General features: G+C 45.1%; 28 protein-coding genes and 1 pseudogene. All 29 read left to right on the forward strand.

The annotated features are described in order from the left end of the window. The first annotated feature begins 47 nt into the window (after nucleotides 1–47). A complete protein-coding gene (locus JCM17207_RS10290) occupies nucleotides 48–257 on the forward strand; it encodes a DUF3237 domain-containing protein (protein WP_238317563.1) in 210 nt (69 codons plus the stop codon). A 12-nt stretch (nucleotides 258–269) separates the two neighbouring features. After that, complete coding sequence (locus JCM17207_RS10295; RefSeq protein WP_087256756.1) at nucleotides 270–455, forward strand: hypothetical protein; 186 nt, start codon at nucleotides 270–272, stop codon at nucleotides 453–455. Between the two features lie 24 nt (nucleotides 456–479). After that, nucleotides 480–887 (forward strand): Mor transcription activator family protein, encoded by a 408-nt coding sequence (locus JCM17207_RS10300; RefSeq protein WP_238317564.1) that lies wholly within the window; start codon nucleotides 480–482, stop codon nucleotides 885–887. A gap of 108 nt (nucleotides 888–995) precedes the next feature. After that, nucleotides 996–1358 carry a hypothetical protein gene (locus JCM17207_RS10305; protein WP_238317565.1) on the forward strand — a complete coding sequence of 121 codons (363 nt, stop codon included), beginning with the start codon at nucleotides 996–998 and terminating at the stop codon, nucleotides 1356–1358. Between the two features lie 16 nt (nucleotides 1359–1374). After that, nucleotides 1375–1899, forward strand: coding sequence for a hypothetical protein (locus JCM17207_RS10310; RefSeq protein WP_238317566.1), 525 nt, complete (start codon nucleotides 1375–1377; stop codon nucleotides 1897–1899). Beyond that, nucleotides 1896–2108: a cold-shock protein gene (locus JCM17207_RS10315; protein ID WP_238317567.1), complete on the forward strand. Its 213-nt coding sequence runs from the start codon at nucleotides 1896–1898 to the stop codon at nucleotides 2106–2108. The genes JCM17207_RS10310 and JCM17207_RS10315 overlap by 4 nt, the downstream gene beginning before the upstream one ends. A 23-nt stretch (nucleotides 2109–2131) precedes the next feature. Then, complete coding sequence (locus JCM17207_RS10320) at nucleotides 2132–2881, forward strand: hypothetical protein (RefSeq protein ID WP_238317568.1); 750 nt, start codon at nucleotides 2132–2134, stop codon at nucleotides 2879–2881. Nucleotides 2882–2937: 56 nt separating this feature from the next. Beyond that, on the forward strand, nucleotides 2938–3126 hold the full coding sequence (locus JCM17207_RS10325; RefSeq protein ID WP_238317569.1) for a hypothetical protein: 189 nt from the start codon (nucleotides 2938–2940) through the stop codon (nucleotides 3124–3126). Next, the gene (locus JCM17207_RS10330; RefSeq protein WP_238317570.1) at nucleotides 3116–4114 is read left to right on the forward strand and encodes a sigma-70 family RNA polymerase sigma factor; all 999 of its coding nucleotides are present in this window, start codon (nucleotides 3116–3118) and stop codon (nucleotides 4112–4114) included. Before JCM17207_RS10325 ends, JCM17207_RS10330 begins: the two co-directional genes overlap by 11 nt. After that, on the forward strand, nucleotides 4098–4541 hold the full coding sequence (locus JCM17207_RS10335; RefSeq protein WP_238317571.1) for a hypothetical protein: 444 nt from the start codon (nucleotides 4098–4100) through the stop codon (nucleotides 4539–4541). The genes JCM17207_RS10330 and JCM17207_RS10335 overlap by 17 nt, the downstream gene beginning before the upstream one ends. Beyond that, nucleotides 4538–4972: a hypothetical protein gene (locus JCM17207_RS10340; RefSeq protein ID WP_238317572.1), complete on the forward strand. Its 435-nt coding sequence runs from the start codon at nucleotides 4538–4540 to the stop codon at nucleotides 4970–4972. Before JCM17207_RS10335 ends, JCM17207_RS10340 begins: the two co-directional genes overlap by 4 nt. Further along, complete coding sequence (locus JCM17207_RS10345; protein WP_238317573.1) at nucleotides 4947–7520, forward strand: tape measure protein; 2574 nt, start codon at nucleotides 4947–4949, stop codon at nucleotides 7518–7520. Before JCM17207_RS10340 ends, JCM17207_RS10345 begins: the two co-directional genes overlap by 26 nt. 123 nt (nucleotides 7521–7643) lie before the next feature. After that, nucleotides 7644–8207 (forward strand): AbrB/MazE/SpoVT family DNA-binding domain-containing protein, encoded by a 564-nt coding sequence (locus tag JCM17207_RS10350; RefSeq protein WP_238317574.1) that lies wholly within the window; start codon nucleotides 7644–7646, stop codon nucleotides 8205–8207. Between the two features lie 179 nt (nucleotides 8208–8386). Further along, a complete protein-coding gene (locus JCM17207_RS10355) occupies nucleotides 8387–10003 on the forward strand; it encodes a right-handed parallel beta-helix repeat-containing protein (RefSeq protein WP_238317575.1) in 1617 nt (538 codons plus the stop codon). Between the two features lie 697 nt (nucleotides 10004–10700). After that, a complete protein-coding gene (locus tag JCM17207_RS10360) occupies nucleotides 10701–11522 on the forward strand; it encodes a ParA family protein (protein WP_002576359.1) in 822 nt (273 codons plus the stop codon). Then, on the forward strand, nucleotides 11479–12405 hold the full coding sequence (locus JCM17207_RS10365) for a ParB/RepB/Spo0J family partition protein (RefSeq protein ID WP_002576358.1): 927 nt from the start codon (nucleotides 11479–11481) through the stop codon (nucleotides 12403–12405). Before JCM17207_RS10360 ends, JCM17207_RS10365 begins: the two co-directional genes overlap by 44 nt. Nucleotides 12406–12417: 12 nt before the next feature. Further along, nucleotides 12418–12693: a DUF5720 family protein gene (locus JCM17207_RS10370; RefSeq protein WP_002576357.1), complete on the forward strand. Its 276-nt coding sequence runs from the start codon at nucleotides 12418–12420 to the stop codon at nucleotides 12691–12693. 27 nt (nucleotides 12694–12720) lie between these two features. Continuing rightward, nucleotides 12721–12912 carry a hypothetical protein gene (locus tag JCM17207_RS10375; protein ID WP_002576356.1) on the forward strand — a complete coding sequence of 64 codons (192 nt, stop codon included), beginning with the start codon at nucleotides 12721–12723 and terminating at the stop codon, nucleotides 12910–12912. A gap of 69 nt (nucleotides 12913–12981) precedes the next feature. After that, nucleotides 12982–13875, forward strand: a complete 894-nt coding sequence (locus JCM17207_RS10380) for a DUF6017 domain-containing protein (protein ID WP_002576355.1) — start codon at nucleotides 12982–12984, stop codon at nucleotides 13873–13875. A gap of 48 nt (nucleotides 13876–13923) precedes the next feature. Next, nucleotides 13924–14286: a DUF7768 domain-containing protein gene (locus tag JCM17207_RS10385; protein ID WP_002576354.1), complete on the forward strand. Its 363-nt coding sequence runs from the start codon at nucleotides 13924–13926 to the stop codon at nucleotides 14284–14286. After that, nucleotides 14279–14590 carry a DUF5720 family protein gene (locus JCM17207_RS10390; protein ID WP_002576353.1) on the forward strand — a complete coding sequence of 104 codons (312 nt, stop codon included), beginning with the start codon at nucleotides 14279–14281 and terminating at the stop codon, nucleotides 14588–14590. The genes JCM17207_RS10385 and JCM17207_RS10390 overlap by 8 nt, the downstream gene beginning before the upstream one ends. 101 nt (nucleotides 14591–14691) lie before the next feature. Then, the gene (locus JCM17207_RS10395) at nucleotides 14692–15192 is read left to right on the forward strand and encodes a PcfB family protein (protein WP_002576352.1); all 501 of its coding nucleotides are present in this window, start codon (nucleotides 14692–14694) and stop codon (nucleotides 15190–15192) included. A gap of 2 nt (nucleotides 15193–15194) precedes the next feature. Next, on the forward strand, nucleotides 15195–17024 hold the full coding sequence (locus JCM17207_RS10400; RefSeq protein WP_026649524.1) for a VirD4-like conjugal transfer protein, CD1115 family: 1830 nt from the start codon (nucleotides 15195–15197) through the stop codon (nucleotides 17022–17024). 215 nt (nucleotides 17025–17239) lie between these two features. Beyond that, a pseudogene (locus JCM17207_RS10405) lies at nucleotides 17240–17368 on the forward strand (Maff2 family mobile element protein); the annotation flags it as partial. 129 nt (nucleotides 17369–17497) lie between these two features. Further along, entirely contained in the window at nucleotides 17498–17941 is a 444-nt protein-coding gene (locus JCM17207_RS10410) for a zinc ribbon domain-containing protein (protein ID WP_002571021.1), read from the forward strand. Between the two features lie 163 nt (nucleotides 17942–18104). Then, nucleotides 18105–18527, forward strand: a complete 423-nt coding sequence (locus JCM17207_RS10415; protein ID WP_002571020.1) for an RNA polymerase sigma factor — start codon at nucleotides 18105–18107, stop codon at nucleotides 18525–18527. Then, nucleotides 18520–18717: a helix-turn-helix domain-containing protein gene (locus tag JCM17207_RS10420; RefSeq protein ID WP_002571019.1), complete on the forward strand. Its 198-nt coding sequence runs from the start codon at nucleotides 18520–18522 to the stop codon at nucleotides 18715–18717. The genes JCM17207_RS10415 and JCM17207_RS10420 overlap by 8 nt, the downstream gene beginning before the upstream one ends. A gap of 458 nt (nucleotides 18718–19175) precedes the next feature. Then, nucleotides 19176–20105, forward strand: a complete 930-nt coding sequence (gene erm(52), locus JCM17207_RS10425) for a 23S rRNA (adenine(2058)-N(6))-methyltransferase Erm(52) (protein ID WP_002571018.1) — start codon at nucleotides 19176–19178, stop codon at nucleotides 20103–20105. A 342-nt stretch (nucleotides 20106–20447) separates the two neighbouring features. Then, on the forward strand, nucleotides 20448–20933 hold the full coding sequence (locus JCM17207_RS10430; protein ID WP_052465172.1) for an adenylyltransferase/cytidyltransferase family protein: 486 nt from the start codon (nucleotides 20448–20450) through the stop codon (nucleotides 20931–20933). Nucleotides 20934–21096: the final 163 nt, after the last annotated feature.

Raw genomic sequence — 21096 nt, forward strand, 5'->3', positions numbered from 1 at the left:
AAAAGGAACGGTTGGTTTCTATAAGCACAGCAGAAAGGAAAATGATTATGAATGATGTGATTTTTACAGAGAAAACAGAAGTTGAAGGCGGATATTGCCCGATTACAGGCGGTAAGTGCCGCTTAGATTGCAGGTTTTTTATTGATGTTGATGATGGGTGCATGATTGAACAGACCTATCATAATACGGTTGAAATCCTTGAACGGATGGATGAAGCAGAGAGAAAAGCCGCTGAAACGGCTATGTATCAGGATTAAGGGGGCTTGACTATGAACGAACAGCAGATCACAAAGATTGATGAAAACAACATGAAAGCAAGGGCTATTCTGCAAAGCCTGATTTTTGCCTTGGAAAAGGACGCTGATCCGGGTGAGGAAATCTGTATTCTGCCTATGCTGGAAGCAGCTTGCGATTATCTGAATGATACAAACCGGATGTTTCAGAACCGGGTGTGATGGCGGGTACTGAACCGTTTTGAAATGTTTTCGGGATTTTCAAGCTACTTTGAACATTGGAATTATCACAAGGGTAACTGTGAAAGTCCCGAAAATAGCGGTTTTGGTGGCTTCCGTGTGTCATGCGTGTGTAATAAGTGTATTGAAATTAACTTTTCAAAACAAAAGGCGGGTGAAATATTGAACAGAAATGAAGTTGTTTTGAACCGTTTACGGGCGATTATCGGTGATGAATTGTTTCGTGAAGTGTGTTTTCAAATGCCGGGGGAAGATATACATATTCCAGTTTTCGGAAATGGCTTCACAAGCATTAAGGATCGGAATTGGTCGATTCGTCAGGATGTTTGGAAAGGCAAAAGCATTTTGGAAGTTTCAAAGAAATATGAACTTTCGCAGTCGCAAATATATAAGATTCTCAAAAGCCGGGAGTGATCCTGGCTTTATCATTTTAAGACAAAAGTACAATATATTGTTATATAACTTTACAAATACACAATATATAGTAGAATTAAGATGCTGGAATAGGAAAGGCGGTGTAATATGACAAGAAGCAATAAAGAACTTATCGCCTTAAATCTTCTAACCTATCCAACCAGCAAAGAAGCCGCTGAAAAATCCGGTGTATCTATTACAACCATTTACCGCCTGAAAAAAGATAAAGACTTTCAGGAGATATTACAGAAGGTCAAAAACAGCATTTTTCAAGAAACCATGCAGAAAGCGCAGGGATATTGTTTGGAATCGCTGGAAGTGTTGCGGGAAGTGGCAAAAGATAAATCGGCAACGGATTCTTCAAGGGTATCTGCTGCAAGGGCAATCCTTGAATTGGGCATCGCTCTATATGAGAATGAAAACATTATCCGCAGGCTGGATGAAATGGAAAGAAGGTTGACAGGTGATTAAACGCAGAGTTGGACAGATGGCGATTGCAAACCGTTTGAAGAAGCTGGAAGCAATGCAGGAAATCAAAGAGCATATCGGAGTTATCGTGTTCAGAGTTGAAGATGATGGGAGAATCCGGACGGCGAATATTAAAAAAGGATGGTTATTCTTTGAATCAATGTTTGAAGCCGAAAATTATTTGATAAGCGTTCCCGGCGTTACTAAGAATACGGTCATTATTATTGATGATATGGCTGTTGCGTCCGATGATCTTTATCTTCCTACCGATCCTATAATTTATTTGTTGGGTTCATCAGAATATAGGAAGAAATTTGTTGAACTGATATTAAAACCTAAAGAATGGTTATCGCTATATATTCCGTTGATTCAGGAAATATTGGCGGAAAGCATTAAAAATCCGAATATGCAGCTTCCGGGATTTGATGATCCGGCGTTACAGGATTTGATTCAGAATTACAATTCAATGAGCATTGAACAGCTTGTTGAACGGTATAAAGATGAAAAATGGTTCAGAGGAAAGGACAGAGGAAAGGACAGATGAAAATGAAGGGTAAAATCAAGTTTTTTAACACAAAGCGGGGATATGGGTTTATCACCGGGGAAGATGGCAATGATTATTTCCTTCATATATCGGCTATTGAGAGTTTCGCCGGGGTTTATCCGGTGAGCGGTCAGAAAGTCGAATATGGGGAAATATATGACGCACCAAAGGGCAAAGAAGCCCGTCACGTTGTTTTGGTAGAACAGTAAGAAATTGAAGGGAGAATTAAAAAATGGAAAGAACTTATGAAAGCTACGCTGCAAGGGCGGAAGCCATTATCAAGAATTTTCAGGATAAAGTCAAAGAAGCGCAGGAAACCGGGTGTGAAATGATGCTTGATTGGAGATTCACCCCGGAAGGAAAAAACGAAAACTTAAAGGGTGTTAAAGCTGATTTGCAGGAAAAGGTGGATAACCTTACAAAGCTGTTCAGAGAAAACGCAAGGAAGTTTTGCAATGAATATAAGGTTACGCTTCCCAATGATGGGAAATCGCATACAGAAGATGTTGCAAATGCTTTGAAGGTCATTGATATGGTGGGCTTCAAGCTTACACCTGACATTCTTAAAAGCATTATGGAACCGCTGAAACATTCCTACACGAATATGAAGATGATCCATGATGTGATTTATGCAAAAGGGAATGTACCAGAAGCGGGACTTGCCGGAATTGGCTATGATGAAGCGATTTATGAAACCCTGATTGAATATATGGGTATCAATACTTCCGCTGTTGAATATCTGGACAGGCTGAAAGAAGTTGAAGATATTGAAAGTATTCCCGGATTCAAATTTTCAGTTTCTATGTATGGGGGCGCAACCCCGGTTATTATCACCCCGGATGTGCCTTACTTCTATCTTACCTTGCCGGACACTATGAAGGAACTGGGGAAGATGTATGCAACACTGGAAAATGAGTTTTCCGAACTGTTTACAAGACACATTCCAACGGATGGCGAATTGATCCTTTCTTCTTTGAAATAAGTTCAGAATGGGGTTGTGGGTGCGTCCCGCAGCCCTGTTTTGGTAGGAGGGTGTATATGACGATTCAACAGAAAGCAGCACTTAGGGATCAAGAAAAACTTATCCGTGAAAGCCTTGAACGGATCGCCCATTGCAAACAGCTTGGAATTCGCCAACAGACCATTGATAAAATGATTTCTTTGGTGGTTCGTGCTAAAGCCGATTATGACGATATGAAACGGAGATTTGAAGCAAATGACAAATGAAGAATTGGTTGAACAGGTACAAGCTGGAATTGATACCGCCCATAATATGGAACAGCTTTATTTGCAAAACCGGAACTTCATTTATCAGGTGGCAAAGAAATATTCTTCTAAGGCTGAAATGGATGATCTCTTGCAGGAAGGTTATTTAGGCTTATATGAAGCTGTGAAGCGATATGAATTTGATAAGGGTACAAAGTTCCTTTCCTATGCTGCATATTGGATAGAACAAGTTATCAAAAGATATACAGATAATAACGGGCGTAGTAAAAGAATTCCCGTTTATATGCAGGAAAGAATTTCAGCATATAAAAAGTACATTGCAGTTTGCCATAGCACCGGGAAAGAGCCAACAGAAGCTGAAATTTGTAAGGCTTTAGAAATAACGGAAAAGCAGCTTGCCGATTTAAGACGGGCATTAAGAGAAATGAATTCTGTAAGCCTTGATGATTATATTGGTGGCACTGATGATCTGACTTTTGAAGAAACCATAGCTGATCCGGTAAATTTTGAGGAAGAAACCGTTGAACGGCTGTCGGAAGAACACTTTGAAAAAATCATTTGGAAAATCGTTGATGAATTAGGCGATATAAAAAGCAAAGTTATTTCCGGTCAGTATAGGTATTCAAAATCCCTTGAAAAATTGGCGGATGAACTGCATTTATCCCGTGGACGCATACAACAGATCAGGAATAGCGCATTACGGATATTAAGCCAAAAGGAACAAATTCAGGAAGCAGCTTTATTCTATGGGTGCGATTATTCAAGAGGCTATAAAGGCGGGCTTTCTTCCTTCAAGTATTATGGTTCTTCGGTGGAAAATATAGCCTTGCGGCGGATTGAGCAGGAAGAAAAAATTGCCCGCTTGAAACATGGGATCAGAGAGGATGAAAAAATCATTAAGCAGTCACTAAACATTGATGAACTATTTTCAAATGTTTTGAACTTTGCTTCACAGAAGGACGGTGAATCCAGTGCAGCAGAAACATAAAATCATTTTTGAATATATGGGCGGCACAGTGACCGCCTATAAGACACAAGCGGAAATTGCGGTAATGCTGAAATACCCGGATTTGAAGCTGATAAGCGTGAATGATTCCGGCGTGTGTTACCGCTCAAAGAAAAGAAAAGAAAGGGGAAGAAAAATGGATAAACGGAAAAAATTATTGATGGATGTTATGCTGGAACATTCCCGGCAAATTAATCAGCTTTTGGAAATGGGAGCGAATACCACAGATAGAAAAAAATTCAATCAGTACACCGCCATTACACGCAAAATAACCGAATCATTAAACAATATTCATAAAATGGAATCAGAATTAGGCACTTGTAACTTTGAAATTATGAAGATGAAATTGAAACCTTGTATTTCTTTACTGGAAAGCACAAAAGCGGAGATTGAGAGGTTACAAAAGTGAATCCAAATATTGAAGTAATTGCCCATGACCTTTGGGCGGTAAATTTCCAATGGGTAAAGGAAGGATGGATCAAAGAATTGCGCTTCGTCCCTGACGCAAAATGTAATTGCGAATATGCTTGTCTGAAAGATGATGGGACTATGGTTATAAATAAGGGTTCTGAATTTTACCCTATGTTAAAAAGCTTCATGCTAAAAATTATACAGCGTACAGATTCGGAATTAAAGGATTCAGTTCAAAACCTGAACAATAAAGCTGTATTGGATGGGTATGAGCGTTTATATCTAAATGTCATGGAATGGGAAATAAAAAGACGGTGTATAAAACAGGCATATTTGCTTAATCATCCCAAATCCACATTGAAAGAGAAAATCAAAAAATATCTATGGAAAGTAGGTGAAAAATATGGCTTCTATCAGAACAGCGATTGAATTATATGATTCTTTTACAGCCCCCATGATGAATATTATCCATGCGGTAAGTATGGGCGTTTCTGCTATGGAGAATATGCAGGGTGTAATGAATGAGCCTATCAATAGTTCAATCGGTGATGATATTACAGAACAGATGAATCAGGCGGTTCAGGCAATAGAAGAAGCAAGGGCGGCATTGTCTGAACCTGTTACCCATGAAAACACGGGTATTACTTGGAGCAGTCCGGGTATGGCTACATTTACCAATACAGGGATTGAACGCTTTGAACAGGAAGTGCAAAGCGCAAATTCCATGTTGGAGCAGTTGAGCGGTACACAGGCAGCCCATACAAGCGTTTTCCCGGAGAATATGGTAAATGATATGAATACCATGCAAAGCCGGATTCAGGGTATTCAGCAGCGCATACAGGCTATTGAAAATAATCCGCTGAATATGGGGACGGATCGGGCAAATGCGGAACTGGAAGGCTTACGATCTCAATTAGATCAGGCGATACAGGCACAAAATGAAATGAATTCGGCTATGGAGCAAATGGATGTTTCAGCCGCTAATAGTGCTTATATGAGATTGTCGCAGACGGTCAGCACAACAGAAAGATATATTCGTGATAATGTTGATGAACAAGGGCGGTTTAACCGTGAAATCAATGAAGGTGTTCATAGTGCTAATAACCTGATGGATTCTATCAAAGGTATGGTTGCCGCTTATGCGGGTATTCAAACGATAGGTGAAATTATTGGGTTATCCGATACAATGACACAGACAACCGCCCGTTTAGATTTGATTGTTGACGATGGCGGCAGCGTGGAAGATTTGCAGAATAAAATATTCCTATCAGCAGAAAGGGCAAGGGGTTCTTACTTGGCAACCGCCGATGCGGTTTCTAAATTGGGGATGCAGGCTTCACAGGCGTTTTCTTCCAATGATGAACTGATTGCATTTACTGAACTTCTGAATAAGCAGTTTGTAAATGCCGGAACAGAAGCGGCAGGTATTGATTCCGTAATGTTGCAGCTTACCCAATCAATGGCGGCTGGCGTTATGCAAGGGGAAGAATTAAACGCAATCATGGATAACGCTTCCATTATCGTTCAGGATATTCAGCGGTATTTGCAGGAAGTACAGGGCATTGACGCAAGCAACATTAAGGAACTGGCTTCGGAAGGTGTTGTTACAGCGGAAGTCATTAAAAATGCTATGTTCTATGCCGCCGATGAAACTAATGCAAAATTTGAAACCATGCCTAAAACCTTCGGGCAAGTGTGGCAATCTTTCCAAAATACCGCATTGATGGCATTTCAAACTGTTTTGAACAGGATGAACGATTTTGCAAATAGTGAAGCGTTTAACGCCTTTATAATGAGCGCACAGGAAGCAATGCTTGTTTTGGCGGGTATTGTTACAAGCATATTTGATATGATAGGGGCAATAGGAACATTCGCCTATGAAAACTGGTCGATTATCAGCCCTATTATTTGGGGGATCATCGGCGCACTTGCGATATATGCGGCATACTTGGCAATCACAAAAGCGGCAGAACTGGCAAGTGCAGCCGGAAAAATTATTCTTTGCGTGGCTTCTTATGCTCATGCGGCAGCCACAGGCGCAGAAGCAAGCGCAACGGCAGCAGCAACCGCCGCACAGTATGGTTTTAATGCCGCATTGCTGGCGTGTCCTATCACTTGGATTATCATTTTGATTATCGCCCTGATTGCCCTATTCTATGCGGCAGTTGCGGCGGTGAATAAATTTGCCGGGACTTCCGTTTCTGCAACGGGTATCATTGCCGGGGCATTTGCTGTTCTTGGGGCGCATATTATAAACACGTTCATTGTGCCGGTTCAAAATATGATTGCCACATTTGTAAACTTCTTGGGCAATGTATTTAATGATCCGATTGCTGCAATAAAGGTAGCGTTCTATGATATGTGCTTAACCGTGATTGGATATATCAGGAACCTTGCAAGTGCCATAGAAACATTATTGAATAAAATTCCAGGTGTTACGGTTGATATTACAAGTGGTCTTGACAGTTTTTATGCAGGGCTTGAACAGGCGCAGCAGGCTGTGAAAGATGAATCCGGTTGGGTGGAATACGTCCAAAAGATGGATTACATTGATTATGCAGATGCAGCTTCCGCTGGATATTCGTTCGGTGAAGGAATAGATGAAAGCATTGCAAACTTCGATCCTTCTTCCCTGTTTGATACCAATGTTCCGGGTGCTGGTGACTATGCCGATCTTAGCGGATACGGCAGCGATTTAGGCGGGCTTGGTGGTATCGGAAGCGGTGTGGATGATATTGCCGGGAACACCGGAGCAATCGCTGACAGCATGGATATTACAGAAGAAGATTTGAAGTATCTTCGTGATATTGCAGAGCAAGAAGCGATAAACCGATTTACAACCGCTGAAATCAATATAGATCAGTCCGGTATGCAGAACAACATTTCTAACGGAATGGATTTGGACGGCGTTATTTCCGGGCTGACAGAAGGTGTAAATGAAGCGATTGATAGCATGGCGGAAGGGGTGCATGACTGATCCCTGAAAATGCGGGAAAGCCCTTCGGTGCAATATCCGGGGGCTTTTTCTTTGTCTTGACTATTGGTGTCCAATAGTTTATAATTTCAATATAAGATTGAACTTTTCAAAAGGGGTGATTGAATGGAAATCAGGAAAGCAAATGTGATGTTTGGTAAAGCCGGGGGCAACGCAAGCCGTAATTCATATACTTGCAGAATATCCCTTCCCAAAACATGGGTTGACCGTATGGGGCTAAACCCGGAACGGCGGGAAGTGCAGATTGCGTTTGACGGTGACAGAATAACCATTCAGCAGCCGGAAGGAAGCCCGATAAAGCAAGCCCCTTTAGCTGACAATAAGAGAATCTGGGCTTTTGCGTTGGTATGGGAACAGATGTACAGAAACCACGCCAATATTCCCTTTGGGTTCTTTGAAGATATGGATTTTATCGGGAAAGGGCTTGCGGATTTGGGCTTTGTGATGGATTGCGGGGAATCCATGAAAAGAGCCTTTCCGGGCGTGGATGTGTTCAAGGACAATGAAGCGTTCAAGCGGATCATGGATCAGGTTGACTTGCAGACTTTAGGCAATGCGATTTTCTCACAATGGCGGTACTGGAATCATTGGAGTATGGGACGGATGGAAGAATCAGATTTTGAATGGTTCGTGATGGCATATTCCCGGTTGGCAGAATTGGCAGCTTGACAGATAAGAAGCACTTTTGAAAGTTTATTTTCAAGGGTGCTTTTTCTATGCCTTTATTCCGGGTGGTATAAATTATCAAGGACGTACAAAAAACCGTTATATGAGCCTTATATAAAGCCCTGATATAATATTCTTGCGCCTTACGGCGGCAAAACTATTTATATCAGGAGGTTCAAAAGATGAACAGGAAAAAGAAGCTTTTAAGGGTTATTGCGATGACGATCTGCCTTGTGCTGATTATGGGGGTGAATGTAGGAATATCAGCGGCAGAAACGGAATCTAATTTTGAAATGGTATCAAACGCATACGAATTAGAATCCGCAATAAAAAGGGCTGATGAAGGGGATGAAATTATACTATTGCATGAAATAGAAATTTCAAATGATCTTCCTGTTCCTGATGGGAAGATTATTATAACAAGATTAGACCCTAACAGCCGTTTGATTACTCGTAATGGTGTGAGGGTGGATTTTCAAAATATGATTTTTGACGGTGCATGGATGGATAATCAATATTATTCATTTATAACCTTGCAAGGTGATTTTAGCTTTAAGAATTGCACATTCCAAAATTGTGGCGATCCTGAAAGAACAGGCGGTGGAAATCGTATTGGCGGGGCAGTTAGAGTTGAAGCGGGTGAAGGTACTTTTGAAAATTGCACATTTATAGATAATAATGCCGTAGCGGGCGGACACCTTGCCGTTAGAGGGGATTCTATTGTACATTTGAATCAGTGTACTATGAAAAATGGAGTTGCGTTAGGTGAGGGAGGGGCAGTAGAGGTTTATGGATCGTCCAAATGCTATATTGATTCATGTGTAATAACGGAAAATCGTGCCGGAAATTATGGCGGTGGAATTGCAAATCGTGCGTATGCTCAAATAAGCAATTCAAAAATATATAACAATGTAACGCCTTATGGTGGTGCGGATATAGGGAACGGTATTGGTGGAACGATTGATCTTCAAGATAGCCTTGAAAGGCTGAATGAACTTTTTGCAGAAGATAATATCATTGTTCATGGTTGGGTGTGCGATTATGATTTTGAACAAGGTATCTTTATCCCGGATGTTGACCCGGCAGCCGAAAATGCGCTTTTGAAGCTGGACTATGAATATAAGCAGCCTGAACCGGAAATCCCGGAAGAAACCGAACCAACGGAGCCTGAACCTACAGAGCCGGAAGAACAAGAGCCGACAGAACCCGCAGAATCAGAGGAACAGCCCACGGAAACAGAAGAACCGGATGAATCGCAGCCGGAGCAGCCGACAGAGGAAGAACCCGGCACAGAGCCGGAAACACCGGATGAAGAAGAACCAACAACCCCGGCAACACCTTCTGAACCGTCCGTTGGTAATAACAGTAACACAACCACGACAACCACAAATTCAAACAGTTCAACGGATAATTCAGACCGTTCAACCCATAGCACTACTACGGACAATTCCCGGCGTGAAGAAATCAATGATTCCAATAACACTTCCACGGTAAATAATTACTATGCGCAGGATCAGCAACCTTCCGGTGGTGGGGAATCTGTTCAAACAATCGTTGTTCCCGCTGGAAGCAGCGGAAGCAGCGAACCCATAGAACAGACAATCAAAGTGGAAGCACCGGATGGCAGCACCGGGGCGGATGGTATGACCTTGAATGTCAATGTGAATGTTGGAGAGGACGGAACGCCGGATCAGGAAGCAGAAGATTCACCACAACAGCAGAACGAGGCTTCATGGTATCAGGTGGCGGTTCTTTGCCTGTTATCTGCTATCTTGGTTTGTGTGATAAAGAAACGTTGATTTGAGCTTATATAAAGCCTTTACATATTAGACGATAGTTTATAGGCGTATTGCTGAAAAACTTCTATATATGGCTTATATGGGCTTGCACAATGGAAATGAATGTGTTATAATCGCAATCCGAGGTGTTCCGGGGATGTTCAATCCTTTCTGAAATTTTAAGAATTTTAGATAACTTTGAACATTACACTAACATGACACAAAATCCCCGAAAGTCCTTGAAAATCAATGTTTTGTAGTTATCCAAGCGCTAAACTTTATCAAAAGTGGTCAAAAACCCCGGAACTACGCGGTTTCCGGGGTTTTTCCTTTTCAAATGGTTTGACGCAATTTGACAGAACGAAGCCTCTTTTAACCCGTTTTCTATGGGTTAAATGGTGGACAACCACCCCAAAAAGAGGGCTTATGGGTTAAAAAATAGGACAACCGAGACGCGATTTTGGGATGCCAAGGGGATGTTTATTTATACATCTCCAAGAGACCTTTTTCGTGAAAACGGTTTGTCTGAATTTGACCTAATTTGAACAAAAGAGAATAAATCTAATCGCCAAGCGCTCAGTATTTTCTACTGGGCGCTTTTTGCGTTTCCGGGGAATTTCATTCCGGGATAAGAAAAGGCCGTCACTTTCAATTTTTGAAGTGGCGGCTTTTTCTATTTCCAGAAGCCATAGAACAATTCAGAAATGAGGTGAAGTCATTGAACACGCAAATCATCGCCATCGCCAACCAGAAAGGCGGCGTTGGCAAGACAACCACCTGCGCGAACCTGGGGATTGGGCTGGCGCAGGCCGGAAAGAAAGTGCTGCTGATCGACGGGGACCCGCAAGGCAGCCTGACCATCAGCCTGGGCCACCCCCAGCCGGACAAGCTGCCCTTTACCCTGTCCGACGCGATGGGCCGTATCCTGATGGACGAGCCGCTGCGCCCCGGCGAGGGTATCCTGCACCACCCGGAGGGCGTTGACCTGATGCCCGCAGACATCCAGCTCTCCGGCATGGAGGTCTCCCTGGTGAACGCCATGAGCCGAGAGACCATCCTGCGGCAGTATCTGGACACGCTCAAGGGACAGTATTCCCATATCCTGATTGACTGCCAGCCATCCCTGGGTATGCTCACGGTCAACGCCCTGGCCGCCGCCAACAGGGTCATAATCCCCGTTCAGGCGGAGTACCTGCCCGCCAAGGGCCTGGAACAGCTGCTCCAGACCGTAAACAAGGTGAAGCGGCAGATCAACCCCAAGCTCCAGATCGACGGCATATTGCTGACGATGGTGGACAACCGCACCAACTTCGCCAAGGAGATTGCCGCCCTGCTGCGGGAGACCTATGGCAGCAAAATCAAGGTGTTCGGCACCGAGATTCCCCATTCTGTCCGGGCAAAGGAGATCAGCGCCGAGGGCAAAAGCATTTTTGCCCATGACCCTAATGGCAAGGTGGCCGAGGGCTATAAGAATCTGACCAAGGAGGTGATAAAACTTGAAAAGCAGCGCGAAAAAAGTAGAGCTGGCTCCATACGATGATTTGTTTTCCACCGAGGAAAGCCGCCAGGATGCCAAGCTGGAGAAGATACAGGAAATTCCGCTGTCTGAGCTGCACCCATTTAAGGGGCATCCCTTCAAAGTCAAGGATGACGAGGCCATGATGGAGACCGCCGACAGCGTTCGGCAGTATGGTGTTCTGGTTCCGGCGATCGCCCGCCCGGACCCGGAGGGCGGCTATGAGCTGGTTGCCGGTCACAGGCGGCACCGGGCCAGTGAGCTGGCCGAGAAAGAAACCATGCCTGTCATTGTCCGAGACCTGGACGATGATGCTGCCACTATCATCATGGTGGACAGCAACTTACAACGTGAAAGCCTGCTCCCCAGCGAAAGGGCCTTTGCTTACAAGATGAAGCTGGAGGCTATGAAACACCAAGGCGCACGGGGGGACTTAACTTCGTCCCAACTTGGGACGAAGTTGCGTGCAGATGAATTGTTGGCGCAGCAGGCTGGTTCGAGTAGGAACCAGGTGCAGCGCTATATCCGCCTGACGGAGCTGATTCCCGAACTGCTGGATATGGTCGATGAAAAGAAAATCGCCCTCAATCCGGCTTATGAGCTGTCCTTTCTCAAAAAAGAAGAACAGCGGGATTTGCTGGACGCGATGGACAGCGAACAGGCTACCCCCTCTCTCTCCCAGGCTCAGCGACTCAAGAAATACAGCCAGGAGGGACATCTGACCCTCGATATGATGCGCGTCATCATGGGTGAGGAAAAGAAAAGTGATCTCGACAAAGTGACTTTCACCTCCGACACCCTGCGGAAGTATTTCCCCAAAAGCTATACGCCCCAGCGGATGCAGGAAACCATTATCAAACTGCTGGAGGCGTGGCAGAAGAAGCGCCAGAGAGACCAGGAACGATGAAAGGAGCCGCCTATGAGGGATATTTCAGCCCGTGAGCTGAAAGGACACAATATCTTGGCCGTAGAGCGTTTTCAGGACAGCACCCGCTGGATGATCGAGTTTTCCGTTCAGCGCCCTTGTTCCTACGGCTGCCCCGGCGATGATATGCGGCTGTTTCTTACGGAGGACGGGTATCAGGCCGCCCTCGTAAGCCAGAAGCGTCGGGAAATCAAAATCAAGCGGTATGCCCGTGTGATCGAGGGCCATGTGCTCGACTTCAAACCGGACAAGCGCCGCCGCCACCCGTAAACTCATTATCACTACGAAAGGAAAGGAATGAATATGTGTACTGTCCAGAGCATCAAAGATGCCATCCGGGAAAGTTGCCAGTCCCAGTATGATATGGAATCCACCGACATTGACCGGGTTTTGCAGACCCTCCCGTTTTCGGAGCATGAGCCGATGTTCAGTCATCCGCCGAAGTACAAGCGTCCTTACCGGCCCTGGCAGAACAACAAAAACAGCTGAAAGCCACAGTCTTTTTCACGAAGGATTGTGGCTTTTTTCATGCCCTAAAATTAGAAAGGAGTGAAGTCAATGGCCGTTTTTCGCATTGAACGGACCAAAGATTATACCGTGATGAGCAATCATCACCTGCGGAACCACGAACTATCCCTCAAGGCAAAGGGGCTTCTTTCCATGATGTTATCCCTGCCTGATGACTGGAACTATACTACCCGTGGACTTGCGAAAATCTGCAAGGAGGGCGTTGATGCCATCGGCAGTGCGCTGCGGGAGTTGGAAACCGCCGGTTACATCGTGCGGAACCAGCTGCGGGACCAACAAGGCCGGATCAGCGACACCGAGTATGTGATTTATGAGAAACCCCAGCCCAGGCAGCCAGAAACGCCAAGGCCGGATACGGCTGTACCAGATACGGCTTCACCAGATACGGAAAACCCGTATCTGGATAAACCGGATACGGAAAAGCCCGCAGAATTAAATATAGAGAAACCAAATACTCAAAAACAAAATACTCATGGAGCAAGTACCGATTCCATTCCCTTCCGGGAAACAGCGGCAGCACAGCTGCCGGAACGGAAAGGAAGGGATGCGATGTCTGTCTCAGAGATAGAAAATTATCGGGAATTGATTCTGGAGAACATCGAGTATGACTATCTGTGCAGAGAGTTTTCGACCTACCGTGAGGACCTGGACGAGATTGTGGAGCTGATGGTGGAGACCGTTTGTGCCAAACGTAAAACCACTCGGATCGCTGGCAGCGACTTTCCCCATGAAGTCGTGCGCTCCCGGTTCTTGAAGCTGGATAGCGAGCATATCCGATTTGTCATGGACGGTATGCAGAAAAACACCACGGAGGTCCGCAATATGAAACAGTATTTGCTTGCAGTGCTGTTCAACGCGCCCACCACGATCAGCAATCACTACACCGTACAAGTCAATCACGATATGAACACAGGCGGCTGGTAAACAGCCGCTTTTCTGTTGCCCGGCAATACCGGGAGAAAGGATTTTGCCATGAAACGACCTCTTGCCTACATTACGGCTCCCTGGAGCAACAACCAGTATGAGAACGCCGAGAACGCTGCCACCTACTGCCGCCAGGTGTACGACGCCGGGTATTCGCCCATCTGCCCGGTTCTGTTCTTGTCCACCTTCCTCAAGGACGAGATTCCCCAGGAACACAAGGACGGGCTGGATATGGCGCGAGACTATCTGCGCCGGTCCCATGTGCTGGTGGTCTGCGGCCACGGCATCGACGAGACCGTGAAGAATGACATCGCCACCGCTGAGCGCCTGCGGATCACCGCTACCACCCTGGACGGTATCCTGACTGTGAAAGGCCAGGGACGCGGGAAAGGAGGTGCGCGCCATGCCTGAGCGTAAGACCGTGGGCCAGCTGATGGAGGAAATGCGGCTCAAGGCCGGGGCGCAGAACTACCACGGCCATGAGTACATGGATTTGGAGCGGTTTGCCGAGGACACCCGGCACATGATTATCTTCGATGTGCTGACCCACGATTCGCCGGTGGGCTGGAAAGGCGAACGGACCCGCCTGTTTCTGACGGAGGCCGGATACCAGAAAAGCCTGGAGAACCAGGAAAAGGGCCACATCAAGATTCTCAGCCATGCCAAGGTGCGCCAGGGACATCTGTACTATGACCGCTCCGATCAGCTGCGTTGAAAGGAGCCTGCCATGATGAAATACCTGCTGCGGCGGCTGGTGGTCCCGCCTTAGTATCAAGCGCCACCCCTGCAAAATCCGTGGAAAGGAGGCGATGACCTATGCAGGAGGAAGTGGAAAACAGGACTTTGACGCTGGTAGTCAGCGGAACAAAGTTTACCGGGCGGCTGTTTAAGGCCGCCATCACCAAGTACCTTGCCCACCGCAAGGAAAAGAAGCTGCAAAAGCAGAAAAGCCGGGATACCCCCGTGATTCCCCACGGCAAACAGACGGTGAAGCAGCTGATCGGCCAGAATCAGGGCGTTTCCAACATCGAGATCACCGACCCCTCCATCAAGGAGTTTGAAAAGATCGCCCGGAAATACGGCGTTGACTATGCGGTGAAGAAGGACCGCAGCAGCTCCCCGCCCAAGTACCTGATCTTTTTCAAAGGCCGCGATGCGGATGCCCTGACCGCTGCCTTTACCGAGTACACCGGCAAGAAGGTCAGAAAGGCGCAGAAAACAGAGCGTCCGTCCGTGCTGGCAAAGCTGAGCCAGTTCAAAGAGCTGGTGAAACACGCCGTTGTGGACCGGAACAAGCGGAAGGAGCTGGAACGATGAAGATGAAAAAGCAACTTGACATCAAAAAGCTCCTTTTGCTGAATATGCCCTATATCCTGATGGGGCTGTTCGCAACCAACTTCGGTGAAGGATGGCGGATGGCCGTGGGTGCGGACGCTTCGGCAAAAATGCTTTCGTTCTTCTCCACGCTGCCGGTGGCGCTGGCCAGCTGGTGGCCCAGCCTGCACCCTTTGGACCTGCTGGTGGGGCTGTGCTGCGGCGCTGGCCTGCGATTGGCCGTGTATCTCAAAAGCAAGAACGCCAAGAAGTACCGGCACGGTATGGAGTATGGCAGCGCCCGCTGGGGCACCCATGAGGACATCGCACCCTACATCGACCCGGTGTTCCAGAACAATGTGATTCTGACTAAAACCGAGAGCCTGACCATGAACAGCCGCCCCAAGGACCCCAAGACCGCCAGAAACAAAAATGTGCTGGTGATCGGTGGCTCCGGTTCCGGCAAGACCCGCTTCTGGCTGAAACCGAACCTGATGCAGATGCACAGCTCCTATGTGGTGACAGACCCAAAAGGCACCATCCTGGTGGAGTGCGGCAAAATGCTTCAGCGCGGCACACCCAAGCTGGGCAAGGACGGCAAGCCCATGAAGGATAAGCACGGCAAGGACATCTATGAGCCTTATCGGATCAAAGTCCTCAATACCATCAACTTCAAGAAGTCCATGCACTATAATCCCTTTGCCTACATCCACTCCGAAAAGGACATCTTGAAACTGGTCACGACGCTGATCGCCAACACCAAGGGCGAGGGCAAGGCCGGGGACGATTTTTGGGTTAAGGCCGAGACGCTTTTGTACTGCGCCCTCATTGGGTATATCCACTACGAGGCCCCGGTGGAGGAACAGAATTTCTCCACCCTCATCGAGTTCATCAACGCGATGGAGGTCCGGGAGGATGACGAGGAGTTCAAGAACCCCGTGGACCTGATGTTTGACGCGCTGGAGGCAGAGAAGCCCAACCACTTCGCCGTCCGTCAGTACAAAAAGTACAAGCTGGCTGCGGGCAAAACCGCAAAATCCATCCTGATTTCCTGCGGTGCGCGCCTTGCCGTGTTCGACATCGCGGAGCTGCGGGAGGTCACGGCCTACGACGAGCTGGAGCTGGATACCCTGGGAGACCGGAAAACCGCCTTGTTCTTGATTATGAGCGACACGGACGATAGCTTTAACTTCCTGATCTCCATGTGCTACACCCAGCTGTTCAATCTGCTCTGCGAAAAAGCGGACGATGTGTACGGCGGGCGGCTGCCGGTCCATGTGCGGTGCCTCATTGACGAGGCCGCCAATATTGGACAGATCCCTCGGCTGGAAAAGCTGGTTGCCACCATCCGAAGCCGTGAGATTTCCGCCTGCCTGGTGCTGCAAGCACAGTCCCAGCTCAAAGCTATCTACAAGGACAACGCCGATACCATCATCGGCAACATGGATACCTCCATCTTCCTGGGCGGCAAAGAGCCGACAACCCTCAAGGAGCTGGCCGCCGTGCTGGGCAAGGAGACCATCGACACCTACAACACCGGCGAGAGCCGGGGCCGCGAGACATCCCATTCTCTTAACTACCAAAAGCTCGGCAAAGAGCTTATGAGCCAGGATGAACTGGCCGTCATGGACGGCGGCAAGTGTATCCTCCAGCTGCGCGGTGTGCGGCCTTTCCTCTCGGACAAGTACGACATCACCAAGCACCCCAATTACCCGTACACCGCCGACGCGGACCCCAAGAACGCCTTTGACATCGAGGCGTTCCTGTCCACCCGGCTCAAGCTCAAGCCCAACGAGGTCTACGATGTGTATGAAGTAGACGCAGAGGGCGTGTAAATCTGTTCCGCTGTGAAAGGAGTGATCTTATCTACCCGCCTCAACCGCCCCGGATGGGGCCATCGGCGTACAAAGCGGACAATCACCAAAAAATAATGAAAAAAGGAGGACAGCCGGAATCAGGCCCCGGAAACCGGGTGCCGATTGTTCCGGCTTTTGTATGCCTATGAATGACTAAATCAAACTTTTCAAATGATTCCGGCTAACTATAATTTATGGCATTTTTCAATCAGGCTATCACCGTTCTTCAGACCCTCGTTATCGCTCTGGGCGCTGGTCTCGGCATCTGGGGTGTCATCAACCTGCTGGAAGGTTACGGCAACGACAACCCCGGTGCGAATGCTCATGTGCCATAAAGTAACACATAAGAATTGATAGACAGCAGCCCACTATTCCGCAGCAACAGCGAGTTGCTTGTTAAAACCCCATTTTGAAGTTATAATGAGTAAAAACAACCTTTAGGAGGGACGGGCATGGAAATACAAGGTATTCTTAAAAATTTACGCGAGAAAAACAACCTTACGCAAGAACAACTGGCTGAACGTGTGCAAGTTACCCGACAGGCGGTTAGTCGCTGGGAAACAGGCGAAACGCAGCCAAATACAGATACCTTAAAACTGTTATCACGAGTTTTTGATGTGTCAATCAATACGCTTCTGGGTTCTCCACGGCAACTTGTTTGTCAGTGTTGCGGAATGCCATTGAATGAAGATGGTCTGATTAGCCGAGAACCAGACGGAAGCTATAACGAGGACTATTGTAAATGGTGCTATGCTAATGGGAAATTTGCATATCAATCCAAGGAATCTTTATTGGATTATCTGGTTGCGAATATGCCAAATCCCGATAACGCAGATGAAGAAACCAGACGTAATCAGTTTGATTTGTACCTTTCGCAATTAAAGCACTGGAAATAACTATATTGTCATAGCAAAGCCAGCCGAGCCAGTCAACGGTCAAGATGAACGGCGCGTACCGCGCCGCCGTTGACAGCCCCGCCCGCCTTTGCTGGTAGGCAATCAAGGGGCGACAGCAAGGAGTGCTGCCGCCCCGCACTATTATCAGAGAGGGGGAATTTCCATGACCGAAGATGAAGCCTACAAAGTGCATATCCAGTACACCTTTAACGCCTTTTGCAAGGTTGTCATTCGTCACGCCGCCATAGATATAATTTTGAAGCTGCGCCGGAGGTGGGAACGGGAAGTTTCCCTTGACTATCTGATGAATGAGAAGTTTGTCCAGCTTGCCGAGCCGGAGCAGCTTGAAGAATATCTTTTTACCGCCTGCGGCCAGACCGCCGTTCTGTACCATGCGGAACTCGCCGCCGCCCTTGCCCTTTTGCCAGAGCAGACACAGGAAGAAATTTTCCGTTACTATTTCCTGCGCCAGCCGCAGCGGGTGATCGGCGTACATATCGGACGGACACGCAGCACAGCAGGGCGGCATATCCAGCTTGCCTTGAAGCGGCTCCGGCGGCTCATGGAGGGAAAACGCTATGAGTAAACTTCTCCCCTATGAAACAATCGTCAAGGCGCATGAGGGCGACCCGGACGCAATCGACACCGTTCTTTCCCACTACGTCGGATATATCCGATACTGTTCCAAAGTACACGGGAAAGTCAGCGCCGAGGTTGAGGAACATATAAAACAGAAGCTAATCGCCGCGCTGTTCAAATTTCGCTTTGACCGATAAGCAAAGAACGAACACCGACTGTCATTAGCGATTTTCACCAGCAAGTTTACAATTCATCTATTCCCATAAGTAAGCGGTCATAGTATAATAAAGCCATCGACAAATGCAAATTATATTTTTTGAAAGAATTCTATAGAGTAAAAATATTTTGTCTTCTATGTTTTAGAAAATGTGCAACAGTCGTTCCGTGAGACTGGTATGTGCCCAAAAAAAATGGTCTATGCAAGAAAATAGATACAACAATAGTGAGCAAATGATTCAGGTAAAGATCAGATATATAATATTTTAAAGTAATTGTACATTTTTTAAGAAATTACAATGGTCATTCATCGTGTTTGAAAGAATAGGTTATTGGCGCACTTTACTTATATATCGTTTTACAGGGGCTGTTTTTTATGCAACGTTAGGGCTTACTCGTATATAGTTATGAAAATAAATAGAGAATGAGGTGCGATTAGATGAAAAATCTTGGATATTCACAAAATTTTTTGGTTAATAAAAAGTTGGTAGAACGTTTAATAAGCAAGTCAAATATTGATGTAACAGATTATGTTATTGAAATTGGTCCTGGAAAAGGGATAATAACAGATGTACTTTCTCAGCATGCTGGAGAGGTTGTTGCAGTTGAATATGATCAAGAATTATATAATAATTTAGTAAGATATCACAGTCATGATAATGTTACATATATATTTGGTGATTTTTTAAAATATAAGTTGCCTTTAAATCGCAGATATAAAATATTCTCCAATATTCCTTTTCAGATAACAGCGGATATTATTAGGAAATTAACAGACGATGTAAATCCACCATCAGATATAAATATCATAATTCAAAGAGAGGCAGCTAAAAAGAATTGCGGTATTCCATTACAAAAATATGAAGGTTTTCGTGCTGCTATAATAAAGGCACAATATAAGGTAGAAATTACACATAGTTTTAAAAGGAGCGATTTTTTTCCTTCGCCTAATGTTGATACAGTTATGCTTCATATGCAGTTATGGGATGATAGATTGAGTGGTGATGATCTTCAAAATTATAAAGATTTAGTGGCTTTTTTTTACACTAATATTAAAGGAGAGACTGCTAAAGAGAGACTTTCTATTTTATTTTCTAATGAGCAAATCAAAAGATTGGGAAAAGCCAATAGAATTAGTCTTTCAAATTCATATACGTTAATCACGGCCGAGCAGTGGATGAATATTTATTATTACTCCAAAATTGGATTGACAGATGAAAAGAAAAAAAAGTTTCAAGATGCATATAAAAAACTTCAAAAAATGAATAAAAAATTGAAAAAGCAAAACAGAACATCTTTACGAAAGTCTAGTAGCAATAAGAAATGTAGAACAAGGATTGATACTTCTAATGGTACAAAAAATAGATAGTATTGATAATTTCTATAAAAATGTGCATGGTAGTGCGAAAATCTGAGAAGAGAATTTAATGCTGGATTTTGTTGATAGTAGATTTCAATGAGTTAACCATAAAAGTATATTAGAAAGTAAAAACAACAGGGGTAGTAGAATATATTTGTTAGATACAAGAAGGAGAGATTGAATTTAAGGTCATCTAATACTCGCGGAATAGTGATAATAATGGTAAGCTGTATTGAAAAAAAACAAAATAACTAACATTATGGGATTATTTCGGTATGAATTGATGTTTTATCATCTTACATAGAAAATTTAATTTTTATTTTAAGTATAAGAATGTAATAGAGGTGATACATGAAAGTTGCAAAAATAATAAATGAAGAATCAGAACTCCGTTTATTACGCGATAAGAATAAAAATAAAAAAATTGTGCTAACATCAGGGTGTTTTGATTTACTTCATTACGGACATATTTGTCATTTAGAAGAGTCTAAGAATTGTGGGGACTATTTGGTTGTAGCAGTAAATTCTGATGATTCTGTAAAACGATTAAAAGGTAATACGAAACCAGTTGTTCCAGAGAATCAGCGTATCAAAATATTGCAAGCATTACGTTTTGTGGATGCTGTTTTTGTCTTTGATGAAGATGATGTCTGTAAATATTTTGAAATATTGAAACCAGATTGCTTTACTATTGGAGAAGAAAGCGCAATTGATTATTATAATGAGATTGTTGCTGCCCAAAATAGTAAAACTTTGGTTCATATAATAAAAAGACGGAAAGATTATTCGACAACCAAAATCATAAATAAAATTAAGGAGGAGAACTATCGTGAGTAGGTATATAAATAGTAAATTTGAAAAATTAAAAGAGGACTAAGTTTATGAGAACCCTGTTCTTAACTTCAAGTGGCTTAAACGAAAAGACTATGGTATTATTTTGGAAATGTATCGGAAAAGAACCGATTAACACAAAAGCGATTTTGGTTCCATCCGCCGCAGT

The sequence above is a fragment of the Faecalibacterium gallinarum genome (assembly GCF_022180365.1).
Lineage (GTDB): Bacteria > Bacillota > Clostridia > Oscillospirales > Ruminococcaceae > Faecalibacterium > Faecalibacterium gallinarum.

Bases quoted from the DNA above. Each gene is read 5' to 3' on its own strand.
- JCM17207_RS10375 (WP_002576356.1), top strand. From the start codon at position 12,721: ATGAATATGTGTACTGTCCAGAGCATCAAAGATGCCATCCGGGAAAGT.
- JCM17207_RS10305 (WP_238317565.1), top strand. From the start codon at position 996: ATGACAAGAAGCAATAAAGAACTTATCGCCTTAAATCTTCTAACCTAT.
- JCM17207_RS10395 (WP_002576352.1), top strand. From the start codon at position 14,692: ATGCAGGAGGAAGTGGAAAACAGGACTTTGACGCTGGTAGTCAGCGGA.
- JCM17207_RS10330 (WP_238317570.1), top strand. From the start codon at position 3,116: ATGACAAATGAAGAATTGGTTGAACAGGTACAAGCTGGAATTGATACC.
- JCM17207_RS10295 (WP_087256756.1), top strand. From the start codon at position 270: ATGAACGAACAGCAGATCACAAAGATTGATGAAAACAACATGAAAGCA.
- JCM17207_RS10430 (WP_052465172.1), top strand. From the start codon at position 20,448: ATGAAAGTTGCAAAAATAATAAATGAAGAATCAGAACTCCGTTTATTA.
- JCM17207_RS10370 (WP_002576357.1), top strand. From the start codon at position 12,418: ATGAGGGATATTTCAGCCCGTGAGCTGAAAGGACACAATATCTTGGCC.
- JCM17207_RS10355 (WP_238317575.1), top strand. From the start codon at position 8,387: ATGAACAGGAAAAAGAAGCTTTTAAGGGTTATTGCGATGACGATCTGC.
- JCM17207_RS10310 (WP_238317566.1), top strand. From the start codon at position 1,375: ATGGCGATTGCAAACCGTTTGAAGAAGCTGGAAGCAATGCAGGAAATC.
- JCM17207_RS10415 (WP_002571020.1), top strand. From the start codon at position 18,105: ATGACCGAAGATGAAGCCTACAAAGTGCATATCCAGTACACCTTTAAC.
- JCM17207_RS10345 (WP_238317573.1), top strand. From the start codon at position 4,947: ATGGCTTCTATCAGAACAGCGATTGAATTATATGATTCTTTTACAGCC.
- JCM17207_RS10380 (WP_002576355.1), top strand. From the start codon at position 12,982: ATGGCCGTTTTTCGCATTGAACGGACCAAAGATTATACCGTGATGAGC.
- JCM17207_RS10300 (WP_238317564.1), top strand. From the start codon at position 480: ATGTTTTCGGGATTTTCAAGCTACTTTGAACATTGGAATTATCACAAG.
- JCM17207_RS10385 (WP_002576354.1), top strand. From the start codon at position 13,924: ATGAAACGACCTCTTGCCTACATTACGGCTCCCTGGAGCAACAACCAG.
- JCM17207_RS10325 (WP_238317569.1), top strand. From the start codon at position 2,938: ATGACGATTCAACAGAAAGCAGCACTTAGGGATCAAGAAAAACTTATC.
- JCM17207_RS10350 (WP_238317574.1), top strand. From the start codon at position 7,644: ATGGAAATCAGGAAAGCAAATGTGATGTTTGGTAAAGCCGGGGGCAAC.
- JCM17207_RS10390 (WP_002576353.1), top strand. From the start codon at position 14,279: ATGCCTGAGCGTAAGACCGTGGGCCAGCTGATGGAGGAAATGCGGCTC.
- JCM17207_RS10410 (WP_002571021.1), top strand. From the start codon at position 17,498: ATGGAAATACAAGGTATTCTTAAAAATTTACGCGAGAAAAACAACCTT.
- JCM17207_RS10400 (WP_026649524.1), top strand. From the start codon at position 15,195: ATGAAAAAGCAACTTGACATCAAAAAGCTCCTTTTGCTGAATATGCCC.
- JCM17207_RS10320 (WP_238317568.1), top strand. From the start codon at position 2,132: ATGGAAAGAACTTATGAAAGCTACGCTGCAAGGGCGGAAGCCATTATC.
- JCM17207_RS10315 (WP_238317567.1), top strand. From the start codon at position 1,896: ATGAAAATGAAGGGTAAAATCAAGTTTTTTAACACAAAGCGGGGATAT.
- JCM17207_RS10290 (WP_238317563.1), top strand. From the start codon at position 48: ATGAATGATGTGATTTTTACAGAGAAAACAGAAGTTGAAGGCGGATAT.
- JCM17207_RS10420 (WP_002571019.1), top strand. From the start codon at position 18,520: ATGAGTAAACTTCTCCCCTATGAAACAATCGTCAAGGCGCATGAGGGC.